Below are 19562 nucleotides of genomic sequence, written 5' to 3' on the forward strand. Positions count from 1 at the left end.
CCCCAGCCGCCACCGGTTATCCGGTACGCCCGTTCGCGTACCGGATGTCCATGTGCAGCACCCGGTCGTTGCCCGGCTTGCCGTCCTTGTCGGTGGTCGTGGTCAGCCAGATGTCGCCGTCGCGGTCGACCTCGACCGTGCGCAACCGGTTGTACGTGCCCTGGAAGTAGGCCTTCTGCTCGACCAGGTTCGCACCGCTGTCGATGCGCAGCCGGTAGACGCGCTGGCCGACGGTGGTGGCGACGAAGACGTGGTCGTTGATGATGGTCAGCCCGCTCGGCGACGCCGACGAGGTGGACCACGTCTTCTTCGGCGCGATGCTGCCGGAGCAACTGCCCGAGGTGCCTTCACAGCCGGGCCAGCCGTAGTTGCCGCCCTTGGTGATCAGGTTGACCTCGTCTTGGCCGGAGTTGCCGAACTCGGACGACCACAGCCTGCCCTTCGAATCGAAGTCCAGGCCCTGGACGTTGCGGTGGCCGTAGCTCCAGATCGCCTTGCCGGGGAACGGGTTGTCGGCCGGGATCTTGCCGTCCGGGTGGATGCGCAGGATCTTGCCCGCGTTGGTGTTCAGGTTCTGCGCGTTGGCGCCGTTCTGCGCGTCGCCGGTGGAGATGAACAGGTACTTGCCGTCCGGGCTGAACCGCAGCCGCCCGCCGTTGTGGTACTTGCTCTTCGGCACCCCGCCGAGCAGCGTGGTCCAGCCGGTGAGCTGGTTGCCGGTCAGTTTCGCGCGCACGAGCTGATTTCCGCCGCTCGCGGTGTGGTAGACGTACACGAATCCGTCGGTGGCGAAGGTGGGGGAGATCTCCACGCCGAGCGCGCCGCCCTCGCCGGTCGTGCCCATCGCACCGGGCACCTTGCCGAGCGGCGTGCGGGTGCCGGACTCGGTCAGCCGGTAGATGTTGAACGTTTCGCGTTCGGTGATGATCGCGGAGCCGTCGGGCAGGAAGCCCAGGCCCCACGCGATGTCGGTGCCGCCGCCGATCTGGGTGACCGCGCCGGGGTCGGGCACGCCCGCCGGGCCGCCCGCGGCCGGGGTCACGGTGATCTCGTTGCCGAAGGCGGAGACGTTCCCGGCGGCGTCCCTGGCGCGCACGCGGAACTTGTAGGCCTGGCCGGTGGTCAGGCCGCCGACCGTCGCGGTGGTGGCCGTGCCGTCGGCCGAACCGGACTGCACGCCGTCGCGGAAGATGTCGTACCCGGTGACCTTCACGTTGTCGGTGGAGGCGCCCCAGGCCAGGTCGACGGTGGTCGCGGTCCGGCCAGGTGAACTGAGCGTGCCCGGCACCGTCGGGGCCTGCGCGTCCGGGGGCGCGGGATCGGTTTTCACCTGGACCGCGTTGCTGGCGGGGGAGATGTTGCCCGCGGCGTCCTTGGCGAACACGGTCCAGTCGTAGACCGTGCCGGCGTCGAGGCCGTCGACGGTCGCGGTGAGCACGTTGCCGACGGTCTTCTCGAGCTGCCCGTGCTGGTAGATGTCGTACCCGGTGACCCCGGTGTTGTCGGCCGCCGCGTCCCACGCGAGCGACACGCTGTGGTGCGTCTTGCCGGTGGAACGCAGGTTCGGCGGGGCCTGCGGGGCTTCGGTATCGGTCGCGGCAACGGTCAGCTTGTCCACGTTGGGACCGCCGTCGGCGGTGACCGCGGTCGCCCGCACCTTCGCCCCGGCGCTCAGGTCGGCCTTGACGGTGGTGGTCCGCCAGCTGGTCCACGCGCCGGTGCCGGGGAAGGAGTGGTCGTCGACGACGAGCGTGCCGTTGACGGTGATGTCCATCTTGCGGTCGGCCGTGGTGCCGTTGGCGTAGCGGAAGGTCAGCTCGGTCGGACCGGCGGCGCCGGACGGCACGGTCCACTCGACGTAACCGCCGGCCTCGTTGTCGTAGTTGACGAAGCCGCTGCCGGAGTAGCCGGGGTGGTTGGCCTCGACCACGCCGTTGGACACGAGCGCGTTCTCGGCCTCGTAGTCGGCCGGGGCCGCGTTCGCCGCCGTGCTGGTGGGCGTGATGGTTGCCAGGGTGGTCGCCGTCGCCAGACCGCAGGCCATGAGCACGCGCCGGGCCGGGGGTACCCGTGATGCCACGTCGGCCTCCTAACGTCGTTGTCGGGAGAGGTGCGGGGATGGCGGCGGCTAAATGGTTAGGAAAGTTTCCTGTCGGTTAATGGCGATCTCACACCGGAAGACGGTTTGCTGTCAACGGTTGAGGTAAGCGCTTACACAGCGCGAAGCGGCCTCACCCGTTCGGGCGAAGCCGGGATGACTTTGCGGCTGGACTCAGTCCGCGACGTCCGCGTGGGCGATGACCTTGGTGATCCTCGCCCGGACCAGGTATTCGCCGGGCACGGCGTTCCGCTTGCCGAACGCGGCGCCCTGCTCCTCGCCCATGTACCTGGTGCCGATCTTCGTGGCCCACTCCAGCATCTCGTCGAGGTCTTCGTGCAGGGTGGCCTCGGCGGTGAACTGCAGGTAGGAGTACGGCGGCCGCTGGTCGTCGACGCACAGGGAGAACCGCGGGTCCCGGCGGAACGCCTTGCCCTTGAGCGAGTCACGCCCGGTGTTGAAGATCAGCTCGTCGTAACCGGGCCCCTCGTTCAGCACGAACCAGATCGGCGTGACGTGCGGCGCGCCGTTCGCCCGCACCACGGCCAGCTTGCCCGTCCGCGTGCCCTCGCTCGCGAAGGCCCACCACTCGTCCCTGCTCATCTCACGCATGGGGCAGACGCTACCGATGCGCCCGCTGGCGCGCCCATCACGAAAGGCTAACCTGGCTCGCTGTGCACACCGAAGAGCTGATCACCGCGGGTCCGGCCGACGAAGGACTGACCCGCCGGCTGAAGGCGCTCGCCTGCACCGCGCCCCTGCACGACCTGGACGCGCGCAAGGCCAAGCTCGACTGGGCCGACGCCACCGTCTACCAGATGGCCGAGATCGCGCTGCACACCATCGACCAGGTCACCATCGCGATGGACTTCGACACCGGCGCGGACCACCACCAGGTGGTCGAGCGCCTGCTGCCGTTCATCGCCTCGCAGGCCCCGCACCGCCCGTCCGCCGAGCACACCAGGGTGGCGCGCTGGGTGCTGGACAACCTGATCAACGTCGGCACCACCGACCGCGGCTTCCGCCGGGTCTACGGCGCGGTCGGCGCCGACGGCACCTACCAGCGGCGCGCCTTCGACTTCAAGCTGCTGGTCGAACTGGCGGCACCGGACGGCGAGGTGTACCTGCGTGCCACCGACGAGGCGATCAACGTGCTGGTCGGCGCGCTCGACACGGACGTGGAGTCGGCGCAGATCGCGGCCGAGGTCAAGCTGGAGAACCTGATCAGCCGCGGCAGGCTGGCCGACGCCAAGCTCGCCGCCGAGCAGGCCCGCTACCGCACCGTCCAGTACGGCGAGACGCTGCGCGCGAAGCTGGACGCCACCCGGCGCGACGTGCGCGCGGTGGACTGGGAGCTGGAGATCCCCGACCTGCTGGACTCGGCGCTGACCCACATCGAGTCCCGGTTCCGCGCGGAGAACGCGATCCTGAAGAACATCACCGCCGCCCGCGACGAGGCCGAGGACCCCGGCCACAAGCGCCGCGCGGCCGAGCTGGTGGACATCGTCGGCGAGTGCATCCGGCGGCACACCCAGCTGCAGTCGCGCCTGCAGGCCGCGGGCGCGATCTTCCGCGCCGAACAGGATCGCCAGCAGTTCTCCGGCCCGCCGCAGCGCGCCGCGATCGACCTGTTCGGCCAGCTGCTGGTGCCCACGCTGGGCCTGCCGCTGGCGGACGCGGTCGAACCGATGCGACGGTACTTCCACGCCGGTACCGGGGTGACCGTGCCGGTGGTGCCGTCGCTGTCCGCGCTGGTCTCGCTGCTGCTGCGCCCGGCGCCCGAGCGCGACCAGCTGGTCGGCGAGGTGCCCGAGCCGGAGCTGCTGCCCGCCGAGGAGACCGACCGCTACTCCGACGAGCAGTGGCGCCAGTCGGACGAGCTGCTCACCCTGCCGGAGGTGCCGCGGCGGCTGTCCGGGCTGATCGAGGAGGCGCGGCGGCTGGACCCGGCGCTGCCCCGCCTGGTCGCGCTGCGCGCGGTGCACGCCTATGGTCCTGAGGTCGGCGCGGCGATCCGCCAGGGGGAGCGGCAGGTGCTGCTGGCCGTCGACGACGGCACCGAGCTGGACGATCCGGAGTTCGGCGGGGCGGACCTGCTGCTGATGACCGCGCAGGTGGAGCAAGGGGAAGATGACACGGAGGGGGCCGCGTGAGCGCACTGACCAACGACGCCGAAGCGGCGGCCAGGCTGATCTCGTTCGGCATGCGGCCGAAGCAGCTGCCCGCGCGTGACGTGGTCTACGGCGACCTGGTCCGGCGCTACGGCGAGGACAGCGCGTTCAAGCAGCTGACCCACGCGGTGGCGGCCGGGCTCGGGCTGATGGTGCTGGAGGTGAGCACCGCGGCGGGCGCGGTGCTCGCGGCCACCGACGAGTCGGTGTTCGAGATCAAGATGGACAGCTACGCCCGCCAGAGCAAGATCCGCGAGCGCCGCGACACCGAAAAGGTGCTGCACGGGCTGATCCACCTGGCCACCGCCGCGCTCGGGTATCCCCGCCCGGACGACCTGGCCAACGACACCTACATCGGCCGGGTCAGCGTGGAGCAGGTCGACGGCATGGTCCGCGAGGCGTGCCGCATCCTCGACGACCGCGCGGCCGCCGCCGAGGCCAACAACGACCCGCTCGCCGACGCGCCGGAGCTGGAGCAGGCCTGGCGCGCCTACGCCCGCCGCCCGGCGGCCGCGGCCACCAAGGACGGCAGGCTCGCGCCGGACACCACCCGCGGCATGGTCGCCCGCGCCCTGCGCTTCCTGGCCGACCAGGGCTTCCTGGTGCAGGTCAGCACCGAGCAGGGCGGCACCTACCGGACCACCCCGCGCTACCAGATCCAGGTGCGCGAGCTGGCCGCCGACCTGGCCTTCGAGGAGCTGCTGGCGCTCGGCGTGCTCGAGGTCACCGACGGCGGCGGCAGCCTGCGCGCGACCACCTCGGACACCCTCCAGTAACGGGAACAGCAACCTATGTATGAGCTTTCGCGTGTGCGCCTGCATTCGGTCGGCCCAGCCGGCGCCCGCTACCAGGACGTGCTGCTGGACTTCAGCGGGGTCGGCGAGCCGGTCACCACGCCGCGCCAGGACGCGTTGTTCGCGGCGGGCATCCACGGTGCCGAAACCGGCCCGGTGCGGCGGCCGTCCCCGGCTAGCGTGCTGTTCCTGGAGAACGGCGGCGGCAAGTCGGTGCTGATCAAGCTGATCTTCTCGGTGATGCTGCCGGGCCGCCGCCAGGTGGTCGGCACCACCAGCACCCGGGTGCTGGAGAAGTTCGTCGCCGGCAAGGACGTCGCGCACGTGGTGCTGGAGTGGCAGCACACCGAGACCGGTGAGCGGGTGATCACCGGCAAGGCGTCGGAGTGGCGCGGGCACGTGGTGTCCTCCGATCCGGCGAACCTGATCGACTCCTGGTACTGCTTCCGCCCGAGCACGTCGCTCGGGCTGGACTCGCTGCCGCTGACCGAGGACGGCCGCCTGCTCACCCTGTCCGGCTTCCACGAGCGGCTGGCCAAGGCACACGCCGGCACGCCGGAACTGGAGCTGTACTGGACGCGGCGGCACGCCGACTGGACCGGCAGGCTCGACCAGCTCGGCCTGGACACCGAGCTGTTCCGCTACCAGCGCGCGATGAACGCGGGTGAGGGTGAGGCCGCCGACGCGTTCGCCTTCGGCACCGACGAGGCGTTTGTCGAGTTCCTGCTGCGCGCCGTGCTGTCCGAGGACGAGCCGAAGGAACTCGCCGAGGTGCTGGCCACCTACGCGGAGAACCTGTCGCAGCGCGGTGACCTGATGGCGGAGCGGGATTTTGTCGCCGGGGCGCTGGAACTGCTCGGCCCGCTTTCGGACGAGGAGTCGCTGGCCGCCGCCTCGCGCAAGCTGGCCGCGTCGGCCCGCGCCGACCTGGCCGAGCTGGCCGGGATGATCGCCGCCCGCGAGAAGGTGGAAAGCGACCGGCTCGAAGTGCTCGAAGCACACGTCGAGGAACTCAAGACGGCCGAGAAGCTGGCCGAGGGCGACCACCGCAGGCTCACCGCCGCGGTCACCGAGCTGCGCCGCGTGGTCGCCGGGATGCGGCTGGAAGAGGCCACCGAAACCCGCAAGCAGCTCGACGAGTCGTACACCGAGGCCAAGGTCGAAGCCGAGGCGTGGCGCGAGACCACCACGGTGCTGGCGCACCTCAACGCTTCCCGCAAGGCACGCGACATCCGCGAGCTGGTCGGCAACCGCGAGCAGAAGGCGCAGCCGGCGCTGGAGGCGAAGAACGCCGCCGCGACGGCGTTCGCCCGTGGCCTGCTGGCACTCGCCAAGGACGCGCAGACGCAGGCCGACGCCGCCGACCAGGCGGCGCGGGCGTTGCTGGCCGAGGCCGAGCGCGCGCAGCAGGACCGTGACGAAGCCACCTCGACCGCGGCCACGCGGCGTGCCGAAGCGGACGGCCTCACCGCGCGCATCGCCGAGGTGCGTGCCGAGGTGACCGAGGCAGTCCGCGAAGGGCTGCTCACCGACGCCGCCGAAGTGGCCGAGAGCGCGCGCATGGCCCGCGCGGCGGCGGAGTCGGCGGCTTCGGAGCTGGCCAACCGCGAAGCCGAACTGGAGGCCGTCGCCGAAGAACTCGCGGCCGCACAGGTGGCGGCCAACGAGGCGCACCAGGCCGCGGGTTCCGCCCGCGACCGGCACGAACGCGCCGCCGAGGAACTGGACCGCGCCACCCGCCGCACCGACAGCCTCGCCGCGGAACCGCGGTTCGTCGAACTACTCGGCACCGACGACGTGCAGCTGGAGACCGACGTCCCGTCGCTGCTCGACCGCTTGCGCGAAGCGCGCGCCACCGCGGAACGCGAGCAGACTTCCTTGCGCATGGCCGAATCCGCCGACGAGCGCATTCTCGCCGCGCTCGGCTCCGGTGGCCTGCTGCCGCCACCCGAGGAGGTGCAGGCGGCGCTGGACGCGCTGGAGTCGGCCGGGATCACCGCGTGGTCCGGCTGGCGTTATCTGTCCAAACTGGACGCCAAGCAGCGTGAGGTGGTGCTGTCGCGTGCCCCGCAGCTGGTTTCCGGGGTGCTGCTGAACGAGGCCGCGCAGGTGGACCGGGCGCGCGAGGTGCTCACCGGGCTGAAGTTGCTGCCCAGCGCGATGATCGCGGTCGGCACCACCGCGGCGGTGACCGCGGCGTCCGAAAAGGACGGTGAACTGCCGGACGGGGTCGACTTCCTGGTTCCGCCGAATCCGGCCATGTACGACGAGGACGCCGCCGACGCCGAACGCCGCGCGGTGGCCGAACGCCACGCCGTGCGCCTCCGGCGACTGTCCGCTTTGGACGAATCGCTGGCCGCCGACGGTGCGCTGTCGTGGAAGCTGACCACCTGGCGTGAGGACTACCCGCCGGGCGCGCTGGCGAACCTCGCCGAGCGCGCGCAGTCGGCGGTCACCGCCAGGGAGAACGCCGAAAAGGCGCTGGCGGCGGCGAACACCGAGCTGGAACGCCTCACCGCCAAGCGGGTTTCGCTGCGTGAACGCGTCCCGGACCTGCGTGCCGCGCTGGCCACCGCCGAAGACCGCGCGCGGCGGCTGGACGCGCTGGCCGCCCGCGCCGCGAAGATTCCACAGTGGACCGAAGAGGCCGAGCACGCGCGTGAGATCGTCGAGCGGGCCGAGTCGCAGGCGAAGGAATCCGGTGCCAGGGCGGCGAAACTGCGTGAGCAGGCCGGTGAGGAACAGCGCACCGCCGACGGCCACCGGCGCACCGCCGCCGGGGCGCGGTCCGAACTCGCCGAGGTGCCGGGAGCGGGCTCGGTGAGCGAGTCCGATCCGGCGCCCGCCGAACCGGTCGACGCGCTGCGCCGCACCTTCGCCTCGGCCGCCGAGGCCTACGCCAAGGTCGAGGTCGGCAGCGATCTGCGTGCCGAACTCGAGCAGGCGGAAAGCGCCGAGGCGACCGCCCACGCGGCGGTGGAGGCGCTGCCCGCCCCGGTGCGGGCCCGGGCCACCGAACTGCTCGAAACCCCCGACGGTTCCGACGCCTCGGCCAGGGCCGCCGCGCAGGACCGGGCCGGGCGCGCGGTCGCCGCGCTGGAAGAGGAACGCGCCGAGGTGATCGCCCTGGTCGCCACCCGCAAGGCCGAACTGGAGCAATTGCCGCGGCAGAGCGGAGCGGCCGATACCCACGAGCGCCCGCGCGACGTGGAACACGGGCGGGAACTGATCGACGCGGCCGGGGCGGAGGTTTCCGCCGCCGCGCGCAAATGGGAGGAACTCACCCGCCAGCGCGCCGACGCGGCGGAAACCTTCGAATCCGCGAAGAATTCCTCCGCCGGTTTCGGCCTGCTCGCCGAATCGATGGCGAACCTGGTGGCCGACGGCGAGCCCGGCCGGATTTACGACGGCGACCTCGAGTCCGCCCGCGCCAGGTACAACTCGCTCAATTCGACCTGGACCGGCGCGAAGGAAGCGGTCGAGCACGCCGAGAAACGGGTCAGGGAACAGGCCGACGCGCTGGCCCAGTACGCCACCGAGAAACGGTTCGAGAAGCTCAGCACCCCGGTGCGGCAGCAGGTCATTTCGGTCAAGCGGGACAGCCTGCCCGCGCACGCCGCGGAATGGGCCGAAGCGCTGCGCCCGCGCCTGCGCACGCTCACCGACGACCTCGCGCAGATCGACCGCCACCGCTCCGGCATCGTTTCGCGCCTGCAGGGCATGGTCGACGGCGCGCTGCGCACGCTGCGGTCGGCCCAGCGCGTGTCCCGGCTGCCCGACGGGCTGGGGGACTGGTCCGGCCAGGAGTTCCTGCGCATCCGGTTCACCGAGCTGGAGGACAACCTGCTCGCCGAACGCCTCGGCGAGGTGGTCGACGAGGCCGCGGCGGGCAAGACCAGCGACGGCCGCGACGTCAAGCGCGACGGCATGTCGCTGCTGCTGCGCTCGGTGCAGGCCGCGGTGCCCAAGGGCTTCCGGGTGGACATGCTCAAGCCGGATTCGGTGCTGCGGACCGAACGCCAGCGCGTGTCCGAGATCAGGGACGTGTTCTCCGGCGGGCAGCAGCTGACCGCCGCCATCATTCTCTACTGCACGCTGGCCGCGCTGCGGGCGAACAACCGCGGCCGGTTGCGCAGCCGCCATTCCGGCGTGCTGTTCCTGGACAATCCGATCGGCCGCGCCTCGGCCGGATATCTGCTGGAACTGCAGCGCGCGGTGGCCGACGCGCTCGGCGTGCAGTTGATCTACACCACCGGGTTGTTCGACGCGGGCGCGCTCAGTGAATTCCCGCTCATCGTGCGGTTGCGCAATGACGCGGACCTCCGCGCCGGGCGCAAGTACCTTTCGGTGGACGCGACGATCCGCCGCGAAGTGGACGAACTCGGTGAGCCGGATGGCACAGCGCGCCTTTCCGCGGCCCGCATGTTCGTGCGCGGCGGCTGATTGGCGCACCTGCCGGAAGTCTTCAGGCAAACGGGTCAAGATCAGGGCACGCCCTTGCCGGTTTACCGGCTGCGGCGCTACCGTCCGGCTCGGTTTCGCGGCCAGGGCGCGGAACGCCTGATCCGGGGAGTAAGCCAGCAGTGATTCCGGCCGCAGCGGAAATGGACGCCGCCACGGAGCGAAAACGGTGACCGCTCCGCTCGCCGATGATCTGTTTTTCCTCGCGCACGACGACCGCACCGGAAAACGGCGTCTGCACGAACGCGCCGCCGGGCTCGGCCTGGCCGGCGCGGTGCTCGCCGAGCTGCTCCTGGCCGGGCGGATCACCGTGGAGCACGGCCGCGTCCGCGTGCTCGACCCGCGGCTGCCGCGCTGCGAGGTGCTCGGCCCGGCGCTCAGCGACATGGTCGCCGAACCGGAGACGCGCGTGGTCCGTGACTGGCTTCGCTACCTCGCGCGCGACTCGTACGCGTCGGTCGCGCGGCGGCTGCTCGGCAGCGGGCAACTGCGGGTGGTCAAGGCCAGGCTGCCGTGGCGCGCCGACACCTACGAGCCGGTCGACATCAACGCCGCGGCCTGGCCTGCCGCCCGCCTGTCCGGCCCGATCGCCCGGCTCGACCCGCTCGAACCCGACGACGTCGTGCTGGCCGGGCTGGTCATCGCCACCGGGCTGGACCGGTACGTCTTCTACACCGCGTCGGCCGAGGCCAGGCAGTACCTGGAACGGCTGATCATCGAGCTGCCCGCGCCGCTGCGGGTGCTCGTGCTGGAAACCGAAACGGCCGTCGGTGAGGCCGTGCTGCACCACCGCATGTAGGTCCCCAATCCCCCCAACCCCACCGCCACAGGGAGTTGCCATGAACGATCGACCAGCCAGACCAAGCCCGGTCTCGCAGGCGCTGGCCTCGGACCGGCTCGGCGCCTCGGCCGTGGTGTTCTTCGTGATCAGCGCCGCCACCCCGCTGACCGTGGTGGCCGGGGTGGTCACCACCGGGTACGCCACCACCGGCCTGATCGGCATCCCGGTGGCGTTCGTGTTCATCGCGCTGGTGCTGGCGCTGTTCTCGGTCGGCTACGTGGCGATGGCGCGGCACGTGGCCATCGCCGGCGCGTTCTACGGGTTCATCAGCCGGGGGCTGGGCAAGCCGTTCGGGGTGGGCGCGTCGTGGATCGCGCTGCTGTCGTACAACCTGCTGCAGGTCGGGCTGTACGGCGCGGCGGGCGCGGCGGCGGCACCGCTGGCCGCCGAGTGGTTCGGCGTCGACCTGGCGTGGTGGGTCTTCGCGCTGGCCGCCTGGCTGATCGTGGCCGTGCTCGGGCTGCAGCACGTGGACATCAACGGCAAGGTGCTGGCCGTGCTGCTGGCCGCCGAGGTCGCGGTGATCGTGGTGTACAGCGCGTCGAACGTGGCCAACCCGGCCGGGGGTGAGGTCACCTTCGACACGCTCGCGCCCGCCGAGCTGTTCGGCCCCGGCGCCGGGGCGATCCTCGCGCTCGCCGTGCTCGGGTTCGTCGGGTTCGAGTCGTCGGTGGTGTTCAGCGAGGAGGTCCGCAACCCGCGGCGCACGGTCGCCGTGGCGACCTACGTCTCGCTCGCCGCGATCGGCGGGCTGTACGCGTTCGCGTCGTGGGCGATGAGCGTGGCGACCGGGCCGGGCAACATCGTCGGCGAGTCGCGGGCGCAGAGCTCGGAACTGCTGTTCTCGCTGGCGAACGGGCAGCTCGGGCACGGGCTCGCCACCGCGGGCCGGGTGCTGTTCGTGACCAGCATCCTGGCCGCGATGATCTCCTTCCACAACACCATCGCGCGCTACACCTTCGCGCTCGGCAGGGAACGCGTGCTGCCCGCGATGCTGGGCCGCACGTCGCCGCGCACCGGTTCGCCGGTGGCGGGGTCGGCCATCCAGAGCGGGGTCGGGCTGCTGGTGATCGGGCTGTTCGCGCTGGCGGGCTGGGACCCGCTGGTGCACCTGTTCTACTGGGGCGGCACCTCCGGCGGTCTCGGCATCCTGGTGCTGATCGTGGCCACCTCGTTCGCCGTAGTGCTGTTCTTCGCGCGGCAGCCGTCGGGCGAGAACCTGTGGCGGCGGATGATCGCGCCCGCGCTGGCGTCGATCGCCGTGCTGGTGGTGCTGGTGCTGGTGCTGGCGAACTTCGGCACGCTGCTGGGCACGCCGCCGGAGTCGCCACTGCCGTGGCTGGTGCCGTCGATCTACGGGCTCGCCGGGCTCGCGGGCGTGTTGTGGGCGCTGGTGCTGCGCATCCGGCGGCCGCTGGTGTACGCGGCGATCGGGCTGGGCGCGAAGAGCCCGGCGTCGCTGACGGCGTCCGCTTCGGGCGAGGAGTACCGGGGGACGCGGCTGTGACCGGAACCGCCGAAATCCGCCGTGCCGGCGCTGCGGAGGCGGGCGCGATCGCCGGGCTGATCGCCACCGCGTTCGAACCGCTGGACGTGTCGCGCTGGCTGGTCCCCGACCCGGCCCCGCGCCGGGCGACGCTGGCCGGGAACTTCCGCATCCTGGTCGAATACGCGCTCGAGCACGGGCACGCCGACCTGATCGGCGACCGGGCCGCCGCGGTGTGGCTGCCGCAGGAGGCGGGGGTGGAGTTGCCGCCTCCGCCGGACTACGACGCGCGGCTGCTGGCCGCGTGCGGCCCGTACACCGACCGGTTCCGCGCGCTCGACGACGCCTTCGAGGCGAACCACCCGCACGAGCCGCACCACCACCTGGTCTTCCTGGCGGTACATCCGGCGTCGCAGGGCCAGGGGCTGGGGGCTTCGCTGCTGCGGCACCACCACGCGCGGCTGGACGCCGACGGCACGGCGGCCTACCTGGAGGCGAGCAGCCTGCGCGCGGCGGCGCTGTACGAACGGGAGGGCTACCGGCACCGGGGCAGCCCGTTCCACCTACCGGACGGCCCGCCCTTCCACCCGATGTGGCGAGACCCGGTGTAGGTGCCGCGGCGGGTCAGTCCTTGCGGCCGGTGACGGCGAGGCTGGTGCCGAGGCCGATCATCACCAGGCCGCCGGTGCCGCCGATCATGGCCAGCCGCCGTGGGGAACCGGCGAACCACGAGCGCGCGGTCCCGGCGACGAACGCCCATGCCGAATCGCACAGCAGCGCGGTCACCGGCAGCAGGATGCCCAGCACCAGCATCTGCGCGGCCACCGAACCGGCACCCGCGTCGACGAACTGCGGCAGCACGGCGGCCAGGAACACGATCGACTTCGGGTTCGCGAAGCCGACCACCACGCCGTCGCGGATCACCCGCCACGCCGGCGCGCGCGTCGCCGCCACCTGGTCGCCGAAGGCTTCGGCCAGCGACCGCCGGTGCCGGAACGCCTGCACGCCGAGATAGATCAGGTAGGCGGCACCGGCGAACTTGATCGCGGTGAACACCGCCGCCGAGCTTTCCACGAGCGCGCCGAGCCCGAACGCCACGCCGACCACCTGCAGGTACACCCCGGTGGCGTTCCCCGCGACGGTGAGCAGCGCGTCGCGGCGGCCCGCGGTGAGCGCGCGGCTGATGGTGAACAGCACGCTGGGCCCCGGCACGATGACCATCAGGAAGGTCAGCGCGGCGAAGGCGGCGAAGTGACTGGGGGAGACCATGCCGGAGATTAACCCGATCCGGCGACCGCGGGCACCTGGATTGTCGGCACCCGGTGGTAGGAAGCCGCCATGCTGATCACCACCGCGCAGCGCCGGGCCAGGCTCGCCGCGCGCCATCGGCTCGCCACGCGCGCCGCCACCCCGGAAGAGGCGGCGGAGGCGGTGATCGCGCTGCACGCCACCGACCCGGCCACCGTGCACCTGTCGGTGGCCGCCCGCGCGACCGCGCCCGAGACCGAGCGCGCGCTCTACGAAGACCGCACGCTCGTCCGCCTGCTCGGCATGCGGCGCACGGTTTTTGTGGTGCCGCGCGAGGTCGCGCCCGTGGTGCAGGCGGCCTGCGCGGATGACATCGCCAGGAAGCAGCGCGCCCTGCTGGTCAAGCACCTCGCCGAGAACGGTCACCCGGAGGGCGTGCCGGACGCCGCCGCGTGGCTGGCGGAGGTCGAGGCGACCACCGTCGAAGCGCTGCGCGAACGCGGCACGGCGCTCGGCCAGGAACTCGCCGCCGACGTGCCCGGCCTGCGCCAGCAGCTGCGGATGGCGCCGGGCAAGCCGTACGAAGCCATCGGCAACGTGACCAGCCGCGTGTTGTTCCTGCTCGCCGCCGAGGGCCGGATCGTGCGCGGCCGTCCGCGTGGCTCGTGGTTGTCCACGCAGTACCGCTGGTCGCCGATGGCGGACTGGCTGCCCGGCGGCCTGCCCCGGATCGACGCCGCCGGCGCCCGTGTCGAACTGGCGCGACGCTGGCTGCGCGCGTACGGCCCGGCGCCGGTGGAGGACCTGCGCTGGTGGACCGGCTGGACGGCGGCGCAGGTTAAGCAGGCGCTGGCCGCCATCGGCCCGGCCGAGGTGGATCTCGAAGGCGGCGGCACCGGGCTGGTCCTGCCCGATGACCTCGAACCCGAGCCGGACCCGGGCCCGTGGATCGCCCTGCTGCCCGCGCTCGACCCCACGCCGATGGGCTGGTCCGCGCGCGAGTGGTGGCTCGGCCCGCACCGCGACGCGCTGTTCGACCGCAGCGGCAACATCGGGCCGACGATCTGGTGCGACGGCCGGGTCGTCGGTGGCTGGGCGCAGCGCCCGGATGGTGGAATCGCGTTCCGCTGTCTGGATGATGTCGGCGCGGACGCCACTACCCGGATCGCCGCGGAGGCGGCCCGGCTGGGGGAGTGGCTGGGCGAGATCCGGGTGGTGCCGCGGTTCCGGACCCCGCTGGAACGCGAGCTGAGCGGATCATCTTGATCGATGTCTTGATCGATTCTTGACCACCGGCCCGGTGTAGTGGAAGTCTCGCTGGGGCATGCGGGAACGCCCAGGCCAGCACGCTAGGGTGGCCCCGAGTCCCCAGTCTGGCCGGGCCGGGCCCGGCCGAACCTTCAGAGGAGTGGCAGCAGTGACGGTTCGCGTAGGTGTCAACGGCTTCGGCCGGATCGGCCGCAACTTCTTCCGGGCCGTGCAGGCCGGCGGCCAGGACATCGAGGTGGTCGCGTTCAACGACCTCGGCGATGTCGCCACCATGGCCCAGCTGCTGAAGTACGACAGCGTTCTCGGCCGGTACCCGGAGGAGGTCACCGTCAGCGACGAGGGCATCGTCGTCGGCGGCAAGACCATCAAGGCGCTCGCCGAGCGCGACCCGGCCAACCTGCCGTGGGGCGACCTCGGCGTGGACGTGGTCGTCGAGTCCACCGGCTTCTTCACCAACGCCGACGCGGCCAAGGCGCACGTCGCCGGTGGTGCGAAGAAGGTCATCATCTCGGCCCCGGCCAAGGGCGAGGACCTGACCGTGGTGCTCGGCGTGAACGACCACCTCTACGACGGCTCGCAGACGATCATCTCGAACGCCTCCTGCACCACCAACTGCCTCGCGCCGCTGGCCAAGGTGCTGCACGACGCCTTCGGCATCGAGCAGGGCCTGATGACCACCATCCACGCCTACACCCAGGACCAGAACCTGCAGGACGGCCCGCACAAGGACGCGCGCCGCGCCCGCGCCGCCGCGCTGAACGTGGTGCCGACCTCCACCGGTGCCGCGAAGGCCATCGGCCTGGTGCTGCCCGAGCTGAACGGCAAGCTGGACGGCTACTCGCTGCGGGTGCCGGTGCCCACCGGCTCGATCACCGACCTGACCGTCGACCTGGCCAAGCAGGCCAGCGTCGACGAGATCAACGCCGCGTACCAGGCCGCCGCCGAGGGCCCGCTGGCCGGCATCCTGCGCTACAGCGAGGACCCGATCGTCTCCAGCGACATCGTCAACGACCCGGCCTCGTGCATCTACGACGCGCCGATCACCAAGGTCATCGGCAACCAGGTCAAGGTGTACGGCTGGTACGACAACGAGTGGGGCTACTCGAACCGCCTGGTGGACCTGGTCGGCCTCGTCGGCGGCAAGCTTTCCTGAGCCATGGCCTTCAAAACTCTCGATGACCTGCTCAGCGAGGGTGTGACGGGTCGGCGCGTGCTGGTGCGCGCCGACCTCAACGTCCCCCTCGACGGTGACCGGATCACCGACGACGGCCGCGTCCGGGCGGCGCTGCCGACGATCCGGCGGCTGGCCGACGCCGGTGCGCGCGTGCTCGTGGCCGCGCACCTGGGCCGTCCCAAGGGCGCGCCGGACCCCAAGTTCTCGCTCGCGCCGGTGTCGGCGCGGCTGGGTGAGCTGCTGGGTGCGGAAGTCGCGCTGGCTTCCGACGTGGTCGGCGAAAGCGCGAAGTCGGTTGCCGGTGCGCTGGCCGACGGCCAGGTGGCCCTGCTGGAGAACGTGCGGTTCGACCCGCGCGAGACCAGCAAGGTCGAGGAGGAGCGGGCCGACCTGGCCCGCGAGCTGGCCGAGCTGACCGGGGAGAACGGCGCGTTCGTCTCCGACGGGTTCGGCGTGGTGCACCGCAAGCAGGCCTCGGTGTTCGACATCGCGGGTGTGCTCCCGGCCTACACCGGCGGCCTCGTGCTGGCCGAGCTCGAGGTGCTGCGCAAGCTCACCGAGGAGCCCGCCCGGCCGTACGCGGTGGTGCTCGGCGGCGCCAAGGTCTCGGACAAGCTCGGCGTCATCGCCAACCTGCTGACCAAGGTCGACCGCCTGCTCATCGGCGGCGGCATGGCCTACACCTTCCTCAAGGCGCAGGGCTACGAGGTGGGCGGCTCGCTGCTGCAGGCCGACCAGCTCGAGCAGGTCAGCGGCTTTCTGGCCGAGGCGGAGAAGCGCGGTGTCGAACTGGTGCTCCCGGTCGACGTGCTGGCCGCGACCGAGTTCGCCGCCGACGCGCCGTACGAGGTGGTCGACGCCACCGCGATCCCGGCCGACCGGCAGGGCCTGGACATCGGCCCGAAGACCCGTGAGCTGTTCGCCGGCAAGCTGGCCGACGCGGCCACCGTGTTCTGGAACGGCCCCATGGGCGTGTTCGAGTTCGACGCCTTCGCCGGCGGCACGCGCGCGGTCGCCGAGGCGATCGCCGCGAGCGACGCGTTCAGCGTGGTCGGCGGCGGTGACTCCGCGGCCGCGGTGCGCCAGCTCGGCCTCCCGGAGGACGGCTTCTCGCACATCTCCACCGGCGGCGGCGCGTCACTGGAATACCTCGAGGGCAAGGACCTGCCCGGCGTCTCGGTACTGGGGGAGTAGCAGTAGTGGCTCGCAAAGTTCTCATCGCCGGCAACTGGAAGATGAACCTCAACCACCTCGAGGCCATCGCGCTGGTGCAGAAGATCGCCTTCTCGCTCCCGGAGAAGTACTACGCCAAGGTGGACGTCACGGTGCTGCCGCCGTTCACCGACATCCGCAGCGTGCAGACGCTCACCGACGGCGACAAGCTCCTGCTCACCTACGGGGCGCAGGACCTGTCGCCGCACGACTCCGGTGCCTACACCGGGGACGTCTCGGGGCCGATGCTCGCCAAGCTCGGGTGCACCTACGTCACCGTCGGGCACTCCGAGCGCCGCGAGTACCACCACGAGGACGACGAACTGGTCAACAAGAAGGTCCGTGCCGCGCTCAAGCACGGGCTTTCGCCGATCCTGTGCGTCGGTGAGCAGCTCGAGGTCCGCGAGGCGGGCGGGCACCTCGAGCACACCACGAACCAGCTGGTCGCGGGCCTGAAGGGGCTCAAGGCCGAGCAGGTCAAGAACGTGGTGGTCGCCTACGAGCCGGTGTGGGCCATCGGCACCGGCCGCGTCGCCACCCCGGCCGACGCGGAGGAGGTGTGCGCCGCGCTGCGGGCCACCCTGGCCGAGAAGTACGGCGCCGAAATCGCCGACGGCCTGCGGGTGCTCTACGGCGGCTCGGTCAAGTCGGGCAACATCGGCGACCTGGTCAAGTGCGAGAACATCGACGGCGCGCTGGTCGGCGGGGCGAGCCTCGACGCCGACGAGTTCACCAAGCTCTGCGCACTGGCCGCGGGCGGGCCGCTGCCCTGATCCGGGCGGTCACCGGGTAATGTGGGTCACGGTGCTCGTCGGCCCGCGCTGACCGCGCGTTTTCACCGAACACAGAGGATGAGATGAAACTGTTCCTGCAAGTGGTGTTGATCGCTTCCAGCGTGCTGCTGATCGTCGCCGTTCTCCTGCACCGTGGACGCGGAGGCGGGCTGTCCTCCCTGTTCGGTGGCGGTATGCAGTCCAGCCTGGCGGGTTCGAGCGTGGCCGAGAAGAACCTCGACCGGATCACGCTCGGCCTCGGTGCGGTCTGGCTGATCAGCATCGTGGGGCTGGGCCTGCTGCTGAAGATCTGAGCGGCACGCACGAGCCGTCGACCGGCCGGGTGCGCGCCCGGCCAAGCAGAGTGGCACGGCGTACCGTGCGGGTGCGCCGGGAACAAGACCGGGGTGTGAGAGTTCATGGTTGGCGGAAACGCGATTCGGGGTACCAGGGTCGGGGCGGGCCCGTCCGGCGAGTCCGAGCGGGGGGAGTCGGCGCCGCGGCGCCGGATCTCCTACTGGTGCGCCAACGGGCATGAAGCTCGTCCGTCCTTTGCCTTGGAAGCCGAGATTCCCGAGGAGTGGGACTGCCCGCGGTGCGGGCTGCCGGGTGGGCAGGACGAGCAGAACCCGCCCGCGGCGCCGCGCACGGAGCCGTACAAGACCCATCTCGCCTACGTGAAGGAGCGCCGCAGCGACGCGGATGGCGAAGCCATTCTCGCCGAGGCGCTCGACCGGCTGCGCAAGCGGCGCGAGATCATCTGAACAACCTCGCGCACGGACAGGCCGAAGGGGAGCCATCGCCGGACCGGCGATGGCTCCCCTTTCCGCCGTGCTCAGCCGGGTAGCGGGTAGACCGCGCGCACGCGGAAGCCGCCGTCGTCGGTGGGCGAGGTTTCGAACGTGCCGCCGAGCAGTCGTGCCCGTTCGGCCAGCCCGGTCAGCCCGTGCCCGCCCGAGGGCAGGCCGCGCGCCGGTTCGCAGGGCTGCTCGTTGAGCACCTCCACGCCGAGCGCGTCGTCCTCGCCGCGCACGCACACCGTCGCCTTGGCGCCGGGGGCGTGCTTGTGCACGTTGGTCAGGCACTCCTGCACGGTCCGGTAGGCCGCCGCGGACACCTGCCGCGGCACGGTTTCGGGAATGCGCTCCACGGTGAGCTGCACCGGCACGTCCGAGGTCCGGATCAGCTGGTGCAACTCGTCGATTCCGGGCTGTGGCCCGTCCTCGTCCACCCCGGAGCGCAGCACGCCGACCAGGGTCCGCAGTTCTTCGAGCGTGCGCTTGCTCAGCTGGCGGATGTTCTCCGCGGCCTGGTGCGCCTCCGTGCCCGGCGCGGAGATCGACAGCACGTTGGCCTGCATCGCGATCAGCGTGATGTCGTGGGAGACCACGTCGTGCATCTCCCTGGCCAGCCGCGCGCGTTCCTGCGCGCGCACGGCCTGCGCGTGCAGCTGCTGTTCGCGATCGCGGCTGGCGGCCAGCTCGGCCAGCTTGTCGGACAGTTCGCTCCTGGCCCGGATGAGCAGGCCCAGTGCCACCGGCATACCGGCCACGACCACGCCGTAGATGCCGTCGAGCACGTGTTCCTGCCAGCTGAGCGCGGCGAAGTCCTCCAGCGGCCACAGGATGAACCGGCTGGCCCAGACCATGCCGAAACCGGCCATGGTCTGCCAGTTCAACCCGCGGCGGGTGGCCAGCATTCCCAGCGCGATCATCGCCGCCAGCTGGGCCCAGCCGGCCAGGTAACCGGGGAAGGTCGCCAGCACCACGCCGAACGGCAGCCACCGCCGTGCCACCAGCGCGACGCACGAGAACGCCGACAGCCAGATGGAGTAGGTCATGGCTTCTTCGGGAAAGACGAGCCAGACGTCCAGCACGGCGAGCGCGATCGCCAGGACGTCGATGGACAGCGCGCGCACGGCCCGTTTCCGGAACCAGTCCGCGATGCTGCCGTCACGGATGTGCCCGGCCGTGTCCGCGCGGGGGCGGCCGACCGACATGCCAGTGCCAGGTATGGAGAGTCCCTCTGTGGTCAT

General features: G+C 71.5%; 16 protein-coding genes. 12 read left to right on the forward strand and 4 right to left on the reverse strand.

Going from position 1 to position 19562, the window contains the following annotated elements:
* Positions 1 to 16 precede the first annotated feature (16 nt).
* Both A4R43_RS04940 and A4R43_RS04945 read right to left on the reverse strand, forming a co-directional pair.
* Positions 17 to 2080, reverse strand: coding sequence for a PQQ-dependent sugar dehydrogenase (locus A4R43_RS04940; RefSeq protein ID WP_236808777.1), 2064 nt, complete (start codon positions 2078 to 2080; stop codon positions 17 to 19).
* A 192-nt stretch (positions 2081 to 2272) separates the two neighbouring features.
* A complete protein-coding gene (locus A4R43_RS04945) occupies positions 2273 to 2710 on the reverse strand; it encodes a PPOX class F420-dependent oxidoreductase (RefSeq protein ID WP_113691208.1) in 438 nt (145 codons plus the stop codon).
* A gap of 62 nt (positions 2711 to 2772) precedes the next feature.
* Between A4R43_RS04945 and A4R43_RS04950 the strand changes: the two genes are divergently transcribed.
* From A4R43_RS04950 to A4R43_RS04975, 6 genes are all read left to right on the forward strand, one after another.
* Complete coding sequence (locus tag A4R43_RS04950; protein WP_113691209.1) at positions 2773 to 4251, forward strand: hypothetical protein; 1479 nt, start codon at positions 2773 to 2775, stop codon at positions 4249 to 4251.
* A gap of 50 nt (positions 4252 to 4301) precedes the next feature.
* The gene (locus tag A4R43_RS04955; RefSeq protein WP_113697352.1) at positions 4302 to 5045 is read left to right on the forward strand and encodes a hypothetical protein; all 744 of its coding nucleotides are present in this window, start codon (positions 4302 to 4304) and stop codon (positions 5043 to 5045) included.
* 15 nt (positions 5046 to 5060) lie between these two features.
* Positions 5061 to 9506 (forward strand): hypothetical protein, encoded by a 4446-nt coding sequence (locus A4R43_RS04960; protein WP_113691210.1) that lies wholly within the window; start codon positions 5061 to 5063, stop codon positions 9504 to 9506.
* 187 nt (positions 9507 to 9693) lie between these two features.
* Positions 9694 to 10323 (forward strand): GOLPH3/VPS74 family protein, encoded by a 630-nt coding sequence (locus A4R43_RS04965; protein WP_113691211.1) that lies wholly within the window; start codon positions 9694 to 9696, stop codon positions 10321 to 10323.
* Positions 10324 to 10363: 40 nt separating this feature from the next.
* Positions 10364 to 11872 carry an APC family permease gene (locus tag A4R43_RS04970; RefSeq protein ID WP_113691212.1) on the forward strand — a complete coding sequence of 503 codons (1509 nt, stop codon included), beginning with the start codon at positions 10364 to 10366 and terminating at the stop codon, positions 11870 to 11872.
* A complete protein-coding gene (locus A4R43_RS04975; RefSeq protein WP_205215245.1) occupies positions 11869 to 12462 on the forward strand; it encodes a GNAT family N-acetyltransferase in 594 nt (197 codons plus the stop codon). The genes A4R43_RS04970 and A4R43_RS04975 overlap by 4 nt, the downstream gene beginning before the upstream one ends.
* Positions 12463 to 12475: 13 nt before the next feature.
* Here A4R43_RS04975 and A4R43_RS04980 read toward each other — a convergent pair whose 3' ends face one another.
* Complete coding sequence (locus A4R43_RS04980) at positions 12476 to 13120, reverse strand: LysE family translocator (protein WP_113691213.1); 645 nt, start codon at positions 13118 to 13120, stop codon at positions 12476 to 12478.
* A gap of 69 nt (positions 13121 to 13189) precedes the next feature.
* On the opposite strand from A4R43_RS04980, the gene A4R43_RS04985 reads away from it, so the two are divergent.
* The 6 genes from A4R43_RS04985 to A4R43_RS05010 all read left to right on the forward strand — a co-directional run bounded on the left by A4R43_RS04985 (position 13190) and on the right by A4R43_RS05010 (position 18291).
* Positions 13190 to 14365 carry a winged helix DNA-binding domain-containing protein gene (locus A4R43_RS04985; protein WP_113691214.1) on the forward strand — a complete coding sequence of 392 codons (1176 nt, stop codon included), beginning with the start codon at positions 13190 to 13192 and terminating at the stop codon, positions 14363 to 14365.
* 151 nt (positions 14366 to 14516) lie between these two features.
* On the forward strand, positions 14517 to 15521 hold the full coding sequence (gene gap, locus A4R43_RS04990; protein WP_113691215.1) for a type I glyceraldehyde-3-phosphate dehydrogenase: 1005 nt from the start codon (positions 14517 to 14519) through the stop codon (positions 15519 to 15521).
* Positions 15522 to 15524: 3 nt separating this feature from the next.
* Entirely contained in the window at positions 15525 to 16736 is a 1212-nt protein-coding gene (locus tag A4R43_RS04995; protein WP_113691216.1) for a phosphoglycerate kinase, read from the forward strand.
* A 5-nt stretch (positions 16737 to 16741) separates the two neighbouring features.
* The gene (gene tpiA / locus A4R43_RS05000) at positions 16742 to 17527 is read left to right on the forward strand and encodes a triose-phosphate isomerase (protein ID WP_113691217.1); all 786 of its coding nucleotides are present in this window, start codon (positions 16742 to 16744) and stop codon (positions 17525 to 17527) included.
* A gap of 83 nt (positions 17528 to 17610) precedes the next feature.
* Positions 17611 to 17841: a preprotein translocase subunit SecG gene (gene secG / locus A4R43_RS05005; RefSeq protein WP_113691218.1), complete on the forward strand. Its 231-nt coding sequence runs from the start codon at positions 17611 to 17613 to the stop codon at positions 17839 to 17841.
* A gap of 105 nt (positions 17842 to 17946) precedes the next feature.
* Positions 17947 to 18291 carry an RNA polymerase-binding protein RbpA gene (locus tag A4R43_RS05010; RefSeq protein ID WP_113691219.1) on the forward strand — a complete coding sequence of 115 codons (345 nt, stop codon included), beginning with the start codon at positions 17947 to 17949 and terminating at the stop codon, positions 18289 to 18291.
* A 71-nt stretch (positions 18292 to 18362) separates the two neighbouring features.
* Here the strand turns inward: A4R43_RS05010 and A4R43_RS05015 are convergent, their stop codons facing one another.
* A complete protein-coding gene (locus tag A4R43_RS05015) occupies positions 18363 to 19562 on the reverse strand; it encodes a sensor histidine kinase (protein ID WP_113691220.1) in 1200 nt (399 codons plus the stop codon).

This window comes from Amycolatopsis albispora, from assembly GCF_003312875.1.
In the GTDB taxonomy this organism is placed as follows: Bacteria; Actinomycetota; Actinomycetes; order Mycobacteriales; family Pseudonocardiaceae; genus Amycolatopsis; species Amycolatopsis albispora.